This is a genomic window from Rummeliibacillus pycnus (assembly GCF_050459865.1).
Lineage (GTDB): Bacteria > Bacillota > Bacilli > Bacillales_A > Planococcaceae > Rummeliibacillus > Rummeliibacillus pycnus_B.
On record NZ_JBCMNM010000066.1, the window covers coordinates 36316 to 54338 of the forward strand.

Genomic DNA, 18023 nt, shown 5'->3' on the forward strand with positions numbered 1-18023 from the left:
CACGAAAGTCTCCTCCTTCCTAATAAACGGTTTCTTTAAAGAAGAAGCCAGTATCAAGTGGACGAAGCTCTGGTTGAATTTCTTCAATTTTAGCTAATAATTCTTCTTTAATATCAAAATAAGCGTCTTGTGAATCAGCATATGCATCGATTGCTTTACGATAACATTCAGTTACCGTTACAAGATAATCTTCTGATTGTAGGACACCCTCAATTTTAAATGAGTCAATTCCTGCTTCAAATAGTTCATCTAATTCATCGATTATACACATATCATTCGGACTGTAGATATGGGTACCATTTAGATCTTCATAGATTGGGTATCTGCTATTACGTTCTTTGTCATATAAGAACATATTACGAGCATTTTTGCGATTTTCAACTTCCATTGCTTTTCCTTCATACAAAAAGTAATGGCCTAGAAGTGGGCGTTTTGATTGGAACATACAAGTCATACCATGTACTTGTACTTCAACCTCTACTTCTGCATTTTCTTTAATCTCAACGATTTCATCAATGCTAAGTTCACGTGCTAATACAGCGCGTGTCGCTCCACGTTTTCCCCAATAATTCGCTTGGAACCAGTTTGTTGCAATTGTTTCCGGATTCCAATGTAATGGAATTTCAACTCCAGCTTCACGTTTTGCTATAATCACTGCAGGATCGCCAAATACAATTGCATCTACGTCAATTTCCGCTAATTTTTGTATATATGTTACAAGACTATCTACACGATCATTATGGTATATTGCATTCATCGCTACATATACTTTTTTCCCTGCATCATGTATCAATGTTGTAGCTTCTGCTACTTGTTCAATATTGAATTCTCCTGCTAAACGCAAACCAAATTGTTGTTCACCTATTATAAAAGCATCTGCTCCTGCTTGGATAAGCGCTTTAACGTGTTCAACAGAATGTGGTGTCACGAGTAATTCAGGCTTTTTCATAATCGGTCACCTCTTTATACAAATCAATAAACCATCACCAACTGGGAAGAATGTAGATTGATAATCAGGATTAGCAATAATCCATTCCCCAAATTGGTGGAGGTTTCTAATCATTGTTCTTTTTCGTTTTGGAACATCTTTCATATCTATATCTGAAAGACCATGCATATACATATTATCGATGTATAATATACCGCCCTTTTTCACTAGCGGGCTATACTTTTCGAAAAACTTTTTATATTGTCCTTTTGCGGCATCAATAAAAACAGCATCAAAAGATGGATAGATACTTTCCACATCCACTTCTAACGCGTCTCCTTCAAGTAATACAATATGATCTTTCACAGTTGATCTAGAAAGAAATTGCTTAGCTTGTTCGATTCGTGTTTCATCACGTTCGATTGTTACAATTTTAGATTGAGGTAATGTTTCTGCTATTCGTATTGCTGAATAGCCAATTGCGCTACCGATTTCTAAGATCTTTGTGGGATTTTGTATACGAAGCATTTGAAGTAAGATTTCAATTGCCGGTAATTGCATTATAGGAACAAAATTTTCTTCTGCAAATTGTTCCATCTCCATAAGCAATGTAGAACGTGGTTGAATGAAGGACTTTGTATATGCATCCGAAATAGCCATACAACTCTCACTCCTAAATTTCGATCAAGCTTCAGTGGCTAGACACTCCCGTCATTCCATCATTTCGTCGAAAGCTGAAATTACCTTCGATTTGGAATCTCCAATGAGCTTCAGGTCTGGAAAAGCCTCATCTGCTTTTTTATAAAAAATACACTTAATCATATCATGAAAATAGAAGAAAAGCGAGAGACGCTCTTCTTCTATGTTTGTTACTTAATATGTTCTTCTACTTTCTTTAAGTGCTCATTATATGTTTTTGAGAAATGGTTGTTTCCATTTTTGTCAGCTACAAAGTATAAATAATCAGTTTCAGCAGGATTGATCGTTGCTTCTAAAGATGCTTTGCCTGCATTGGAAATTGGACCAGGTGGTAATCCAGTATTTTTATATGTGTTGTATGGATTGTCCACTTCTAAATCTTTATATAAAACACGGGATTTATGTTCTCCAAGTGCATATAAAACGGTTGGGTCTGTTTGCAATGGCATTTTCTTGTCAAGTCGGTTAAAGAAGACACTGGCAATCGTTTCACGATCCGTTTTTGCTGTTGCCTCACGTTCTAGTAAAGAAGCAAAAGTCAAGAATTTGTGAACAGACATATGTTTTTGTTTCAATTGTGCAGAGTATGCAGTCACAACTTCGTCCGTTTGAGCTACCATTTGTTCAGCAATTTCTTCAAGTTTTGGATTTGGTTCAAAGAATGGATATGTTGACGGGTATAAATAACCTTCTAGTGCATAGCGAATCTTCTTATTATCAACAGCTTTCGTAACTGTATTAGGATATTTTTTCTTCATATCCTTAATAAACGCTTGACTTGTCACCAAATCCATAAATTGTTTTTTCGAGTAATCCGTACTTTTTGCAACACGATCTGCAATTTGTTCAAGAGTTAACCCTTCAGGTATTGTAATCGTAAATTCAGGTTGACGATAAATTTTACCTGTTTTCAAACTTTGGATTATTTCATCAATTGTCATAGCCGGGGTCAACTTATAGGTTCCAGCTTGAAAGGCTGATTCATTCTTAAATTTAGTGTAATATTTGAACACCTTTGCATTTTTGATAATTCCGTTATTTACCAACGTTTGTGCAATTGAATCAATAGAAGAACCGATTGGTAATTCTACCTTTATCGCTTTATTATTATTTTTATCTACTGGTTTCAAAGCACTTGAAACATAAAAATACAAACTAATACCTAGAATAAGTGCAAGGGCAACAATAATGCTAGATATTGTTAATACAATTTTTCGAACGATTCGCTTTTCTTCTTGTCGTTCTTTTAATTTATTTATTTGATCTTGTTTTGATGAGTTCGTACCCACAGATTGTCCTCCTTTTAGAAGAGTAAAAACTACTGCTTATTTTACCTTTATCCAGCTCCGTGCGCTAGCTTTTTAATTAGATTAAGGCTAATCGAGCATTTTAAGTAAACCAATTGAAAGCTAGAATCACTGTTCAGGCATGTAAGCAGCTATTGGGGCTACACGTGCGCGTTCTACTTTAAAAAAGTTCAAATGTTGGGGTAAGGCATCAAAATATATCCAACGCATTTGTTCCGGTGTCTGCCCCCTCCGCCTGCTACTGGGGTGTCGCAAAAAAATTTCCACTGCGGGATCTTGACTATAAGTTTCGACAGGAGAGTCTGGGGATTCACCTTCACTTTTCTACTGTTTTTCTCTTAATTGTGTATACAACCCAACAACTATTATAAAACCATAAAAATAAGCGGAATGCTAAGAACTCATTCCGCTTTGTCTACTGGTATTAGTTACTCTTCACCAAATTCAGCATCAAGAGTGTTCAATACTTCTTCGACCATATCCCATTCTTCATTTGTTTCGATTGGAACAAGTTCTCCGCCTTCACCATCTTCAGCTGGGACAATTGCAGATGCGAAAATTTCTACTTCCTCGCCTGCTTCTGCACCTTCTTTATAGTATAGAACATAGGATTTTCCGAAGTCTTCAGAATCGAATGTATAAAGTACCGCATATACTTGTTCGTTTCCATTTTCATCTACTGCAATAATATGTTCGTGATCGTGATCGTGTTCATGTGCCATTGTTAGGTCACCTCTTCAGTTTATTTAGGTTATTTATTCTGCTTCAATATCTTCATCAAGTTCTTCAATAACTGATTCGATAAAATCCCATTCTTCTTCCGTTTCAATTGGTGATAATTCACCATCTGTACCGTCTTCAGAAGGGACGAATGATGAAGCATAGATTTCAACTACGCCATCTTCATCTTCAGAACCAATTACAGAATAAATAACATACGATTTTCCGAACTCTTCAGAGTCAAAAGTATGAAGTACTTCGCAAAGTTGTTCATTTCCTTCGTCATCAACGATTGTGATATGACGTTGTTCTAATTCTTCTTCCATTTTTTCACCTCATAATTGTTTTCGGTCCAAAAATCCTTGAAGGATCATGACCGCTGCCATTTTATCAATGACTTTTTTTCGATTTTTGCGGCGAACATCCGCTTCAATCAGTAGACGTTCTGCAGCCATCGTTGTCAATCGTTCGTCCCAAAGAGTAACTGGTAGAGAAAATGTGTCCTCTAACAGCTTTGCATAAGCTTGAGAAGCTTCCCCTCTAGGACCAATTGTATTATTCATGTTTTTCGGGAATCCTACAACGAATTCCGTCACTCCATATTGTTGGACGAGTTCACGAATACGTTCGATACCAAACTCTTCGTTCTCCTCATCGATTTTCACAGTTTCAATACCTTGGGCAGTCCATCCAAGTGCATCACTAACTGCTACTCCAACTGTTTTGGAGCCAACATCTAAACCCATTATTCTCATCATTTTTCCTCGTTATTCTTCTTGATATAGAACTTTACAAGTTCATCTAAAATTTCGTCACGTTCAAGCTTACGAATTTTATTACGAGCCTCCTGATGGCGAGGGATATAAGCAGGATCCCCGGATAATAGGTAACCAACGATTTGGTTAATCGGATTATACCCTTTTTCTTCTAGTGCTGCATGAACATGAAGCATGGTTTCTCTTACTTCTTGTTCCATTGATTCTTCTGGGAAATTAAATTTCATCGTTTGATCAAACTTACTCATGCTCAGCACCTCACTTTAAAGTTGTTAAAATAATTAATCTTTTCTAAGTTAGTATACCTGAATCTGACTACCTTTTAAATAGATTTTACATAATTATACACAGAATCCAAAGCTTCTACCAATTTAGAGCCATCTTTTGCTCCAGCCATCGCCATATCAGGACGACCGCCGCCTTTTCCACCGCAAAGTTCAGCTACATGTTTGACGATATTACCAGCATGATAGTTCCCACCAGCTATATCTTTCGTCACACCTGCACAAAGCAAAACTTTATCATCAGAAGTTGCTCCAAGTACAATAATACTATTATCCATTTTTTCTTTCAAATCGTCCATTAATTGGCGTAATTGGTTGTTATCTTTTGCTTCTACTTTCTTAGCAAGAACAGTAACATCGCCAATTTGTTGAGCTGCTGAAAGGATATTAGATGCTTGAGCACCGGCAATTTTAGCTGAAAGTGAAGTATTTTCACGTTGTTGTTCTTTTAATTCATGCTGTAAACTTTCAACACGAGTAACTAAGTCTTTAGGATTTGATTTTAACAGGTTAGCTGTTTGTTCAAGAATATGTTGTTCTTCTTTAGCTGCAAGGTATGCTGCTTGACCTGTAACGGCTTCGATACGTCGAGTACCAGCACCAATACCACCTTCAGAAACAATTTTGAAGAAACCAATTTCAGAAGAACATTTAACGTGAATACCACCGCAAAGTTCGATTGAGTAATCAGATACTTGAACAACTCGTACTACATCACCATATTTTTCACCGAATAAAGCCATAGCTCCCATTGCTTTTGCATCTGAAATTGACATTTCTTCGATTACTACAGGAATGTCTTCCCATACTTTTTCATTGACACTACGTTCAATTGCTTCTAGCTCTTCTTTTGTAACTGCTCCGAAGTGTGAGAAGTCAAAACGTAAACGATCTGGACCTACATATGAACCAGCTTGGTTTACATGATCACCTAGTGTATCTTTTAATGCACGTTGTAAAAGGTGAGTTGCTGTGTGGTTTTTGACTGTTAAATTACGCTCAGCGCGATCTACTTTTGCCAATACCGCGTCTTCAACATTCATTTCACCAGATTCGATAATGACTGTATGCAAAGGTTGACCATTTGGTGCTTTTTGAACATCTTTCACAAATGCTGTAAATGAATCATTTGAAATGGTACCGTGATCAGCAATTTGTCCACCCATTTCAGCATAGAATGGTGTTTCAGCTAAAATAACTAATACTTCTTCACCTTCTGAAGCTGTTTTAGCCTCTTGACCACCTACAACCATTGCAGAAACTGTTGTATGGGCTTCTAATGATTCAAAACCAACAAATTTACTTGGTTGAGTTAAGTTAGCTAATACTTCAGATTGGACATGCATTGAGTCAACATCTTGGCGTGCATTACGGGCACGTTGACGTTGTGCCTCCATTTCAGCTTCGAAGCCATCTTCATCAACTGTCATTCCAACTTCTTCTGCATATTCTTCTGTAAGTTCTACTGGGAAGCCGTACGTATCATATAAACGGAATGCATCTCTTCCTGGAATGACTGTGTCACCTTTTGCTTTTTGTGCTTCAACCACTTCGTTAAAAATAGCTAAACCATCATGAAGTGTTTCATGGAAACGTACTTCTTCGTTTTTAATTACACGAGCGATAAATTCTGCTTTTTCTTTTACTTCTGGGTAGAAGTCTACCATAATGCTGCCAACTGTTGGTACTAGTTCGAACATAAATGGTTTTTCGATACCAATTTGTTTTGCATAACGAACTGCGCGACGCAATAAACGACGTAACACATAGCCGCGCCCTTCATTTGAAGGAAGTGCGCCATCACCGATAGCAAATGCGACTGTACGAATATGGTCAGCAATTACTTTAAATGGTGTGTTGATATCTTCATCGCTACCGAAAATTTCACTTAAATCAATTTCACCAGGACGTTTGTAATTTCGATTTGCAAATCCCTCGATTTTTTCGATGATTGGCATGAATAAATCAGTATCAAAGTTAGTAGGAACATCTTGTACAACAGAAGCCATACGTTCTAGTCCCATACCTGTATCTATGTTTTGTTTTGGTAGTGGAGTGTATGTGCCATCTGGGTTATGGTTAAATTGAGAGAACACTAAGTTCCATATTTCAAGATAACGTTCATTTTCTCCACCTGGATATAATTCAGGATCTTTTGGATCATTACCGTATTTTTCGCCACGGTCATAGAAAATCTCAGAGTTTGGACCACTTGGACCTTCACCTATATCCCAGAAGTTTCCTTCAAGACGGATTAAACGTTCTTCAGGAATGCCAATTTCATCTTTCCAAATATCATAAGCTTCTTGGTCTTCCGGATGAATCGTAATTGATAATTTTTCTCCATCAAAGCCCATCCATTTAGGGTCAGTCAAAAATTCCCAAGCATAGTGAATTGCTTCTTTTTTGAAGTAATCGCCTATTGAGAAATTCCCAAGCATTTCGAAGAATGTATGATGGCGTGCTGTTTTACCCACATTTTCAATATCATTTGTACGAATTGCTTTTTGAGCATTTGTAATACGTGGATTTTCAGGAATCACTGAGCCATCAAAGTATTTTTTTAATGTTGCGACACCAGAGTTAATCCAAAGTAATGATGCATCATTAATTGGGACAAGTGGCATACTTGGTTCTTGTTTATGTTTTTTTCCTTCGAAGAATTCAATGAATTTACGACGAATTTCTGCAGATGTTTGCATGAATAGTTCCTCCTTTAATACAATGGCTTTGTTTAACAATACTGTTGATATTTTATCAGTTTAGCTACAGGCGGACGCTTTCCGCGGGCGAACCAACGAGCCTCCTCGTTCGCTACGCTCTCTGTGGGGTCTCGTCAGCTTCGGTTTCCCGCAGGAGTCGCCACCTTTCGCTTAAGTAAGATGCATTAAAAAAATCAACAATATCCTATAAAACCAAATACAATAAAAAAAACCCTCATCCACTGTAACAGGGACGAAGGTTAATTTTCGCGGTACCACCCTAATTATAATAGTTCTCACTATTATCTCTTAATTGACCTTAACGCGGTAAACGGCAGTTTTTGACTGCACTCAGGACGAGCTTTTCCAAAATGGTAGGTGAAGGATCTCTCAGCCAAGGAACCTCTTTCTGTACACTTTCCAAAAAGTACTTTTATCCATCAACGTTTTTAATATAGGGGTTCTTAAAATAGTACATTTGCCGAAAACGCTTTGTCTCCGACTTTACTTATACTTATTTTAAAAAATGCCAGTCATTATGTCAATTCTCATATTCCATAAAGTCATATGGACTAATCCCTTTCATACCAATCATCGGATGAATAATATTTACATTCTCTATAGTTAGTATTGCAGGCTCATTGTCAGTTATTTCTTCTATAGCTTCTTCAGTAACTGGAGATTCTACTCCTGTTTTAAGGGAAGTTACTTCTATAGTTTCTTCATTAGCATTTGTTACTTCAGACATTAGTTGATTATTATTTAAACGATCAGCTAGAGAGGTATGCCTTTGCAGGTCATCAGTTCTTTGGAAGCCATAAATGAATGTATCTGGCTCTCCGCAGAGTATTAGGAAGTTCTTTGCTCGAGTAATGCCTGTATAAAGTAGATTTTTCCTTAGCATTTTAGAATAGCCACGAACAATTGGCATTATGACCATCGGAAACTCACTACCTTGCGATTTATGGATCGAACAACAATAAGCCAAAGTTAGCTGATTTAAATCTCCCTTTTGATATGTTACTTCAATACCATCAAAAGAAACCACTAGTAAATCTGTTTTTTCAATCGTTTCCTTTGCCTTAATAATTGAAATAACTTCACCCATATCACCATTAAAGACGTTATTGTTTGGTTGATTCACAAGTTGCAAAACTTTATCTCCAATGCGATAAGTAGTATCTCCAAATGCAATTTCTTTCGTTTTTGCACTCACCTTTGGATTTATAAGTTCTTGTAGTATTTTGTTCATCGCATCAATACCAGCATTTCCTCGATACATTGGTGCTAATACTTGTACATCATGAATAGAGAAACCTTTTTTTATCGCACTTTTCACAACTTGACCAACAACATCCGTGATTTGATCTTGTCCAGATCGAATAAATGATCGGTCACTTGTTTTAGCCGATAAATCTTGAGGTATTTCTCCTTGTTTCATCTGATGCGCAAGTTCTATTATTGAAGAACCTTCTGATTGACGATAAACATCTTTTAATTCAACGGTTGGGATTGCCTTTGACGCAAGTAAATCCTTTAATACTTGCCCCGGACCTACTGGAGGTAATTGATCTTGGTCTCCAACAAAAATCACTTGGCAATCATCATTTAAAGCTTTTAACAACTGATGGGCAAGCCAAGTATCAACCATCGACATTTCATCAACGATAATAAGACGACCAGCTACTTCTCTCTCAGTATCTTCATCTTTTTCTTGTCCATTAAAGCCTAATAAACGATGGATTGTCATAGCAGGTAATTCAGTTGATTCACTGAGCCGTTTGGCAGCACGTCCTGTTGGTGCAACTAGAACAATTGGAAAATCCTCATCTTTTGCAGCATACTCTTTCGGGTTTAATGATAATCCATGCAATTCTGCAAAAACATCAACTATGCCTCTGACAACTGTTGTTTTTCCGGTACCTGGCCCCCCTGTTAAAATCATCACTGCTGAATTAATCGCTGTTTCAATTGCTTTGATTTGCGTCTCAGCATACGAAACACCAAAGCGTTCCTCTGCATCGCCAATTCGCTTACGAATTTCGGATGATGGAAATGCTGAGTGTTCTTTATTTTTTTTAACTAGTTCTGTAATCTTCGTTGCAATACCTATTTCTGAATAGTAAAGAGAAGGCATATAGATTCTTGTTTCTTCACCACATACTTTACCATCTTCACCTAGCTCAATAATACATTTCGAAATATCATCATATTCAATTGTGCATCGTTGACTTGTTTCCAATAATACCTTTGCTTCTGGCATAATTTCTTTAGCATCAAGAAACACATGTCCTTCGGATAATGAAGCGGTATTCAGGAGATGTAAAATAGCTGCTTTAATACGATCTGGATGATTACCGGTTATATGTAATCTCGCACCAAGCTCATCTGCACGTTGAAATCCAACACCTTCAACGTCTTCAATTAACCGATACGGATTTTTTTGTAACTCTTGCAATGTTTCGCCTTCATACATTTGGTAGATTTTCACTGCAATTTGCGCACCAAATCCCCATTCGTTTAGTTGAATCATAATACGATCTAGCCCGAGATTTTGTTCGAGTACTGAACGAAGGGTCTGCTTTTTGTCTTCTGTTAATCGTGGAATTTCATCTAGTGCATTGGGATTCTCAATAATCACTTTAATCGCATTGGGACCGAGTTTTTTTACAATCGTTTCAGCAGTACGATGGCCAATACCAGGAAATAAATCACTAGCTAAATATTGAACGACCCCAGTTTCGGTAGCTGGAATCTCTTTTTCAAAGGTATCAGCTTGAAACTGTAGGCCGTATTTTGGATGTTGCTTAAGATGGCCTGTATAACGATATAAGGCCTCTTCAGCAACTGAAGGAAAATAACCTGTAACGATTATTTCCTTTTCTTTATAATCTGTGTTCGTCTCTTGAATTTTCAATTTAACAATTGAAAACAAATTCTGTGGATTATGAAAAATAGTGACGACAGGTCGACCGACGATAAAAAGCTGTTCGTCTGTAAATAATGATAAATTTTCAGTCAACACTGTCCCCTTCTTTCAATTAGTTCTTTTTCATCGCAAGCATGTCATGAATATAACGAGCCTGATCAAATTCAGGTTGTAATGTAAATGCTTGTTTTAGATGATACATGGCATCATCAATTCGCTCGGTTGAAACGGCGTATAAAACACCTAAATTATAGTGCGCATCCGCATTATTCCAGTCTTCATCGATAACAAACTGTAATTCTTTTTCTGCCGGTTCAAATAATTCTAATGTACAGAGCATAATGCCATACGCCAGTCTAATTTGTAAATCTTGTGGTGCAAGTTCTGTCGCACGTTGCATATAAGGTAAGCCAAGTTTTAGTTGTCCTTCATGTTCAAAGCTTTTCCCTAACATATAATAAGCATCTGCACCTTCAATTCCATTGCGAATAGATTTTTCATATAATTTAGCAGCTTCTAAATAGCGTTCAGAATTAAAGTATAGATTAGCTAATCCATAATAAGCTGTGGCTGCATTTTCATCTAATGTTAATGCTTTTTGAAAAAAGCGTTCTGCTCGTTCAATATCATCCATTGAAGCAAGTAAATTACCAAAATTAATGTAACCTACTGGATTATTAGGATCTTCGTCAATTGCTTGTGTAAATGCTTTTGCAGCATCTTCGTATCGTTTTTCTTGAATGGCTTTTACGCCTTCTTCGTTAAAATCCACTTTTTTCACCTCTATTAACCAACATATGTTAGTCTTTCACCATTATTAAATACTTCATCGATGGTTGCGCCACCTAGACATTCGTCTCCATCATATAAAACAACTGATTGTCCTGGTGTAATTGCACGTGTTGGTTCACTAAAGGTTACAAGCCATTTATCATCACCGACAATTTCAACTTCTACTGGAACGTCTTTTTGTCGATAACGGAATTTTGCAGTTACATTAAATTTCTTTGGCATTTCGCGATTTGTTGTAAAACTTGTTTTCACTGCAGTTAAACTTGTAGAGAAAAGTTTGTCATTATAGAAGTTTTGTCCAACTAACAAGACATTTCTTTCTAAATCTTTTCCTAATACAAACCATGGATCACCATCTCCACCAATACCAAGACCGTGACGTTGTCCAATTGTGTAATACATTAGACCATCGTGCTTGCCCATTACTTTACCATCAAATGTTTCCATATTACCAGGTTGAGCAGGTAAGTATTGGCTTAGGAATTGTTTGAAATTACGTTCACCGATAAAGCAAATACCAGTAGAATCCTTTTTCTTAGCTGTTGCTAGATCTGCTTCTTCTGCAATTTCACGAACTCGTGGTTTTTCTAACTCACCAATTGGAAACATCACTTTAGACAGTTGTTCTTGTGATAATTGGTTTAAGAAATACGTTTGGTCTTTGTTTTGATCGATTCCACGTAACATTCTCGTTTCACCATCACGCACCTCTACTCGAGCATAGTGGCCTGTTGCAACGTAATCAGCACCTAGTTTCAAAGCATGTTCTAGAAATGCTTTGAATTTGATTTCCTTATTACACATTACATCTGGATTTGGTGTACGACCTGCTTTATATTCTTCTAAAAAGTAAGTAAATACTTTATCCCAATATTGTTTTTCAAAATTTACCGCATAGTACGGGATGCCAATTTGATTACAAACTTTGATAACATCTTCATAATCCTCTGTAGCTGTACAAACACCGTTTTCATCTGTATCATCCCAGTTTTTCATGAAGATTCCAATTACGTCGTAACCTTGTTTTTTTAGTAAATAAGCCGTTACAGAAGAATCGACTCCTCCAGACATTCCGACAACAACACGTGTTTGTGAGGGGTCCTTTGTTACGTTCATATATTTCACCTTTTTTCTGTTATTTCACTAAGCGTTTTACGATTTCAATCGTTTTTTCTACAGCTGTTTGGATGTCCTCCAATGTTAGACCATAACCAAAGCTAAAGCGGATAGAGTTGCGTAGTTCATTTGCGTCTTTTCCGAACATAGCAACAAGCACATGTGAAGGATCAATAGAACCAGCTGTACATGCAGAACCACTTGAAGCAGCAATTCCTGCTATATCTAAATTAACTAAGAATGATTCGACATCCATTCCTGGAAAACTAATATTTAATACATGAGGTAAATAGTGAATTTCATCACCATTTACATGATAAGTAATATCTGCTTCGTCTAATGCTTTTAAGAACGTTGTCCGGAAATTGTCAAATTGAAGTTGTTTTTCTTCAAAATTTTGTTGTGCAATTTTCGTAGCTTCTGCAAAACCAACAATTGCTGGCACGTTTTCGGTACCTGCACGACGTTTACGTTCTTGTTCACCTCCAAAAATAATTGGATGAATTTTAGCATTATCTCTTTGATATAAAAACCCTAAACCTTTTGGTCCATTTAATTTATGTGATGAAACAGAAAGCAAATCGACTTGAAGTTCATCAACATTAATTTTTTGAATTCCAAATGCTTGAACAGCATCCGTATGGAAACTTGCTTGATGGTCTTTTAATATTGCACCAATTTCTTTTATTGGTTGTAAAGTACCAACTTCGTTATTGCCAAGCATAACCGTTACTAAAATAGTATCATCACGAAGAGCACTTTTTAAATCATCCAGTGATATCAACCCTTTGTTATTAACTGGAAGATAAGTCACTTCAAAACCTTCATTTTCTAGTTGCTGACAAGTATGAAGTACTGCATGATGCTCGATTTGAGTTGTTATAATATGACGACCCTCAGCACATCTAGCATGTGCTGTACCAGCGATTGCTAAGTTATCTGCTTCACTTCCACCACTTGTAAAAATGATTTCTTGATCCTTTGCGCCAATCGCACCAGCTATAACAGTTCTAGCTTCGTCCAAATATTTACGAGCATGTCGACCAATGCTATGAATACTCGATGGGTTACCAAATACTTCTCCCATTACTTCCGCCATCTTTTCAATTACAGCAGGATGCATAGGAGAAGTAGCTGCATGGTCAAGATATATTTCTTTCATGATAAAATCTCCTTTTAAATGTAAAACATATAACCATCATCATTTTGTTCTTCTGTATAACTTGCTAAATCGTCAAGAGTTGTTGTTTCTAGTACATCTTTTACTGCGTCACGAACACGTAGCCATAGCTCTCGTTGTGGTGGTGCTTCCTCTTCAATTCCCTCTACAGGTTGAATCGGTCCTTCCAATACTTTAATAACATCAGCTGACGAAATCAAATGCGGTGCTTTTGATAGCATATAACCGCCATATGCGCCACGAACACTTTTAACAAGTCCTGAGTTTCTAAGTGGAGAAACTAGTTGTTCTAAATATGCTTCTGATAAATTATTTTCTGCTGCAATTTGTCTAAGTGGGATCGGTCCTTGTCCATATTGTTTGGCCAATTCAATCATAATTGTTAGGCCATAACGCCCTTTTGTTGATATTTTCATATATACACCTCTAAAATTAGCTATTTGTCTAGATTAAAGTATAGCATATTTCCTTTCATTCTACTCGGGAATGATTTATGATTATTGTTACGAGTTATCGAAAAATACTTGATTCATGAACTGTGATTTGCCCCATCTTCTAACGAAGAGTCGCCCTTTCACTTCAATTAGTTGCATAAAAACAACAATTTCATATCAAAGTAGCTATAGAAAAAATATTAACAACGTATATTCTCAAGAAAGAGGGGGTCAACATGCCAAATGAACCACTCGCATTTCGTATGCGACCACGTAACCTTGATGAAGTTGTCGGTCACCAAGAAATCATCGGACAAAATACTACATTATATAAAATGATCAAAAACGGTCATGTACCATCGATGTTACTTTATGGGGAACCAGGTATCGGTAAAACATCAATTGCTTTTGCCATTGCTGGTTCGTCTAACCTTCCTTTTATTGCTCTAAATGCAACACGTGCAGGGAAAAAAGATGTAGAAGATGTTGTAGGTGAAGCAAAGCTTTCTGGACAAGTACTCTTGTTTTTAGATGAAATTCATCGATTCAACAAATTACAACAAGACACATTACTTCCTCATGTTGAAAACGGCTCTATTGTATTAATCGGTGCTACAACCGAAAATCCATTTCATGATGTTAATCCTGCGATTCGCTCACGTTGTGGAGAAATTAAGCAGCTTAAGAGATTAACAGATGAGGATATTAATACACTAATTCTTCGTGCTTTAGAAGATAAAGAACGAGGACTTGGCCGTTATAAAATTCGTATGACAGATGATCAGCGTGCACTAATCGTACAAGCAGCCCATGGAGATGCGAGAAAAGCGTTAACACTTTTAGAATCTGTCTACTATTCTTCTGATGAAGAAAATAATGAAACGATTGTACAAGATTCTATTGTCAAAAATCTAGCAGAACGAATCGGCGTATATGGGGATAAAAAAGGAAGTCATTTTTATAATCTCATTTCAGCATTGCAAAAATCCATTCGTGGAAGTGATGTCAATGCAGCCATTTACTATTTAGCGAACTGTTTAGAAAATGGCGATTTAGTCGCGGTAAGCCGAAGATTACTAGTGATAAGTTATGAGGATGTTGGGTTAGCTGCTCCCGAAGTCGGCTCTCATGTCCTTGCAGCTGTACAATCTGCAGAACGTTTAGGAATGCCTGAAGCTCGCATCCCTCTTGCTCATGCAGTTATTGAAATGTGTCTTGCAGAAAAATCAAATTCTGCAATTTTAGCTATCGATGCGGCAACAGCTGCTATTCATGCTGGCAAAACCGGAGAAATTCCAATGCATTTACGTGATGCACACTATGCTGGTGCGAAAGTACTTGGTGTGGATGGATATCAATATCCACATAACACACCAATTGGTACATTCGGCGGCTGGGTTGAACAGCAATATTTACCTGATGAGCTTGAAGGAACGGAATTCTACCATCCAGTTATTGCAGGGCAAGAAAAAAGAATGGCAGGAATTTATGATCATTTTAAGAGTTTAAAAAAGAATAGAAAAAAATAGCCTACTGACCTTTGTTAGTAGGCTTAATCTAATAATTTATCAGATTGACCACCATCAATTGGAATAACTGCAGCATTGATAAATCCTGCTTCATCTGCATCAGATAATAGGAAATTTTGATAAACCACTAGCTGAATTGACAATTGAATTTAATAGAGTTCTTTATCTATTAGTAACACGTTTCTCAATACAAAAAACATAAAAGACAAGTAGACTTCGCTCTACTTGTCTTTTATTCATCAGTCATCTAAATAGCAAGCTTTTTGTATAACCGTATGATTACGTAGTAACTTTCAACACAGTTTTAATTTTTTGAATGACCCCACCCGAACTATAAGTAAGTACACTTCGTTTATAGAATGAGAAACTAACATAGAACAATACCACAACTGTTACGATTAATACGATTAATGCAATAAGCGGTTCTGTAGGTGATAAATCTGTTGCTCCCATTCGAAGTGGCATAACCATCACTGTTGTAAATGGGATAAATGAGAATACTTTTACTAGCATTGTATCTGGACTATATAAGCCTGACATCAAGACATAGAAACCTGCCACTCCTATAAACATGACTGGCATCATCGCTTGCCCTGCTTCTTCTACTTTTGACACAAGTGAACCGAATAGTGCTCCCATCACCAAAAATAGGAAAATAGATAACAATAAATAAGCTAGTGTATAAAAGACATAACTCATTGATAAATGATCAACGACATCTACGACTTTCCGCCATTTGGAACCGCCATCTACCGTTAATAACAGCAATATTTGTACGACTAATAATATCGCTACTTGTGTAAAAGCCAATAAATAGGTTCCTGTAATTTTTGCTAAAAAGTGAGTGGAAGGTTTAACACTTGCAAGTAGTACTTCTAACACTCTTGAACCTTTTTCAGAAGCTACATCTGTCGTTATGATTGATAAAAACGAGATGACAATAGAATATACTATAGAACCTACTAAAATAGAAGTTCCAATACCTGCAGCTTTTTCATCTTCACTCTTACCATTATCTTTTTTCGTATTTAAATTTTTCATATCGATAGGTGTTTGGGATTCAACAATTTGCGTTGCCTGTTCAGCTGATAAATTGAGTTGCTGTACGGAATAGATTTTCCCAGCGTATTGAATCTTGGATGACAAATTTGTCTGGTCATTGAATTCAAGTGGCTTAAAGGTAGCAATTACTGCGTTTAATTTATTATCCTTATCAGTTAGATAAACTGCTGCATCTAATTTTTCCGTTTTTACCTGTTTTTCGATTTTTGTTTGATCATCACTAGGAAATGAAAATTTCACATCACTATTAGATTGAAATACTTCTTTAAAGTCCTGTTTCGTATCATTTATCATAGCAATTTTGAGCGGTTCTTCAGAAAATAAAGCTGCCTTTATATCCGACCAAAACATTACCCCACTAACAATTGCAACATAAAGTAAAACAGAAAAAATAAATGACTTCGCTTTAATCTTTTGCTTATAAAGTTGGGTTACTAAAATCCAGAATTTAGTCATGCTCTCCACCTACCAAATCTTTAAAGATTTCATCAAGTGATAAATAATCCATACTGAACTTTTCCATATAATTACCTTTTCCAAGAATCTCAAACAGCTGTTTACCATATGATTCATCTTCTAACAATAGTGTGAATCCATCCTTTGTTTCCTTAACACTTTCAACACCAGGAAGTGCAAACAATTGTGATTTATCCAAACTAGTACGGATACTTAACTTTATCTTGCCATATTGGCCCTTTAATTCTAGTAAACTACCAGTAAACAATGACACACCTCTTTTTAATACACAAAGATGGTCGCATAATTCCTCTACATTATCCATTTGATGACTGGAAAAAAGTATCGTTGTTCCTCTTTCCTTTAAATACAAAATAGCATTCATCAATAATTGTCGATTCACTGGATCGAGTCCACTAAACGGTTCATCTAAAATAAGAAACTCAGGTTTATGGATAAAACTCGCAATCAACTGTACTTTTTGCTGATTCCCTTTAGAGAGCGTTTCAGCTTTTGCTTTCCTTTTATCTTCCAAATCAAATCGTTGAATCCAATAATCGATTTCACTCTTCAAATCTTTTTTTGCCCATCCACGTAAAACCCCGAAGAAATATAATTGATCCTCTACTGTCATAGAAGGAAATATCCCTCGCTCCTCTGGCAGATAACCAAGAACATCTCTGTTTACTTTATGCATGGTTTCTCCATTCCACGAAATATCGCCTTCTGTTGCCCCCTGCAAATCCAATATCATACGGAATGTTGTAGTTTTACCAGCTCCATTTTGGCCGATAAGCCCAAATATTTCTCCTTTTTCAATTGTAAAAGATAGCTGGTTAACTGCTGTGAAATCCTGATACCTTTTCGTTACTTGATCAATCACTAATGCCATAATTCTACTCCTTTTATGTGAAATTTCTGAACATAATACTTATACGTTTCAAACTTCGAAATGTATTCATTTTAAATAAAACTTATTAACAATAAATTTTTTTAATCAATTTCATAAATCCTTTTTCGGTTTTTAAATTAGAACATTCCTTAAATTTTCAATATTGAGATTTGGATGTTCCGCTACAGACGGCGCTTTCCACGGGCTTGGCTTCAAT

General features: G+C 36.5%; 16 protein-coding genes and 1 other annotated feature. Of the genes, 1 reads left to right on the plus strand and 15 read right to left on the minus strand.

Going from position 1 to position 18023, the window contains the following annotated elements; all coding sequences use genetic code 11:
* Positions 1 to 19 precede the first annotated feature (19 nt).
* From ABE048_RS13875 to cymR, 13 genes are all read right to left on the minus strand, one after another.
* Entirely contained in the window at positions 20 to 949 is a 930-nt protein-coding gene (locus ABE048_RS13875; RefSeq protein WP_430311849.1) for a peptidase U32 family protein, read from the minus strand.
* Between the two features lie 6 nt (positions 950 to 955).
* The gene (locus ABE048_RS13880) at positions 956 to 1588 is read right to left on the minus strand and encodes an O-methyltransferase (RefSeq protein ID WP_430311850.1); all 633 of its coding nucleotides are present in this window, start codon (positions 1586 to 1588) and stop codon (positions 956 to 958) included.
* Positions 1589 to 1797: 209 nt separating this feature from the next.
* Entirely contained in the window at positions 1798 to 2916 is a 1119-nt protein-coding gene (gene mltG, locus ABE048_RS13885) for an endolytic transglycosylase MltG (protein ID WP_430311851.1), read from the minus strand.
* A gap of 446 nt (positions 2917 to 3362) precedes the next feature.
* The gene (locus ABE048_RS13890; protein WP_430311852.1) at positions 3363 to 3656 is read right to left on the minus strand and encodes a DUF1292 domain-containing protein; all 294 of its coding nucleotides are present in this window, start codon (positions 3654 to 3656) and stop codon (positions 3363 to 3365) included.
* Between the two features lie 33 nt (positions 3657 to 3689).
* Positions 3690 to 3980, minus strand: a complete 291-nt coding sequence (locus ABE048_RS13895; RefSeq protein WP_430311853.1) for a DUF1292 domain-containing protein — start codon at positions 3978 to 3980, stop codon at positions 3690 to 3692.
* 9 nt (positions 3981 to 3989) lie between these two features.
* Positions 3990 to 4409, minus strand: a complete 420-nt coding sequence (gene ruvX / locus ABE048_RS13900; RefSeq protein ID WP_430311854.1) for a Holliday junction resolvase RuvX — start codon at positions 4407 to 4409, stop codon at positions 3990 to 3992.
* Entirely contained in the window at positions 4409 to 4678 is a 270-nt protein-coding gene (locus ABE048_RS13905) for an IreB family regulatory phosphoprotein (RefSeq protein ID WP_430311855.1), read from the minus strand. Before ABE048_RS13905 ends, ruvX begins: the two co-directional genes overlap by 1 nt.
* Before the next feature lie 74 nt (positions 4679 to 4752).
* Positions 4753 to 7416 carry an alanine--tRNA ligase gene (alaS, locus tag ABE048_RS13910; RefSeq protein ID WP_430311856.1) on the minus strand — a complete coding sequence of 888 codons (2664 nt, stop codon included), beginning with the start codon at positions 7414 to 7416 and terminating at the stop codon, positions 4753 to 4755.
* A gap of 246 nt (positions 7417 to 7662) precedes the next feature.
* Positions 7663 to 7869: a binding site (T-box leader), on the minus strand.
* Between the two features lie 88 nt (positions 7870 to 7957).
* Complete coding sequence (gene recD2, locus ABE048_RS13915) at positions 7958 to 10438, minus strand: SF1B family DNA helicase RecD2 (protein ID WP_430311857.1); 2481 nt, start codon at positions 10436 to 10438, stop codon at positions 7958 to 7960.
* Positions 10439 to 10457: 19 nt separating this feature from the next.
* Positions 10458 to 11117: a tetratricopeptide repeat protein gene (locus ABE048_RS13920; protein ID WP_430311858.1), complete on the minus strand. Its 660-nt coding sequence runs from the start codon at positions 11115 to 11117 to the stop codon at positions 10458 to 10460.
* A gap of 14 nt (positions 11118 to 11131) precedes the next feature.
* Positions 11132 to 12253, minus strand: coding sequence for a tRNA 2-thiouridine(34) synthase MnmA (gene mnmA / locus ABE048_RS13925; RefSeq protein ID WP_430311859.1), 1122 nt, complete (start codon positions 12251 to 12253; stop codon positions 11132 to 11134).
* Positions 12254 to 12272: 19 nt separating this feature from the next.
* The gene (locus ABE048_RS13930) at positions 12273 to 13415 is read right to left on the minus strand and encodes a cysteine desulfurase family protein (RefSeq protein ID WP_430311860.1); all 1143 of its coding nucleotides are present in this window, start codon (positions 13413 to 13415) and stop codon (positions 12273 to 12275) included.
* 14 nt (positions 13416 to 13429) lie between these two features.
* Positions 13430 to 13849: a cysteine metabolism transcriptional regulator CymR gene (gene cymR / locus ABE048_RS13935; protein WP_430311861.1), complete on the minus strand. Its 420-nt coding sequence runs from the start codon at positions 13847 to 13849 to the stop codon at positions 13430 to 13432.
* Positions 13850 to 14103: 254 nt separating this feature from the next.
* On the opposite strand from cymR, the gene ABE048_RS13940 reads away from it, so the two are divergent.
* The gene (locus ABE048_RS13940; protein ID WP_430311862.1) at positions 14104 to 15396 is read left to right on the plus strand and encodes a replication-associated recombination protein A; all 1293 of its coding nucleotides are present in this window, start codon (positions 14104 to 14106) and stop codon (positions 15394 to 15396) included.
* Between the two features lie 279 nt (positions 15397 to 15675).
* On the opposite strand, the gene ABE048_RS13945 is transcribed toward ABE048_RS13940, so the two are convergent.
* Together ABE048_RS13945 and ABE048_RS13950 are read right to left on the minus strand one after the other, a co-directional pair.
* Positions 15676 to 16914: an ABC transporter permease gene (locus ABE048_RS13945; protein ID WP_430311863.1), complete on the minus strand. Its 1239-nt coding sequence runs from the start codon at positions 16912 to 16914 to the stop codon at positions 15676 to 15678.
* Positions 16907 to 17806, minus strand: coding sequence for an ABC transporter ATP-binding protein (locus ABE048_RS13950; protein ID WP_430311864.1), 900 nt, complete (start codon positions 17804 to 17806; stop codon positions 16907 to 16909). Before ABE048_RS13950 ends, ABE048_RS13945 begins: the two co-directional genes overlap by 8 nt.
* Positions 17807 to 18023: the final 217 nt, after the last annotated feature.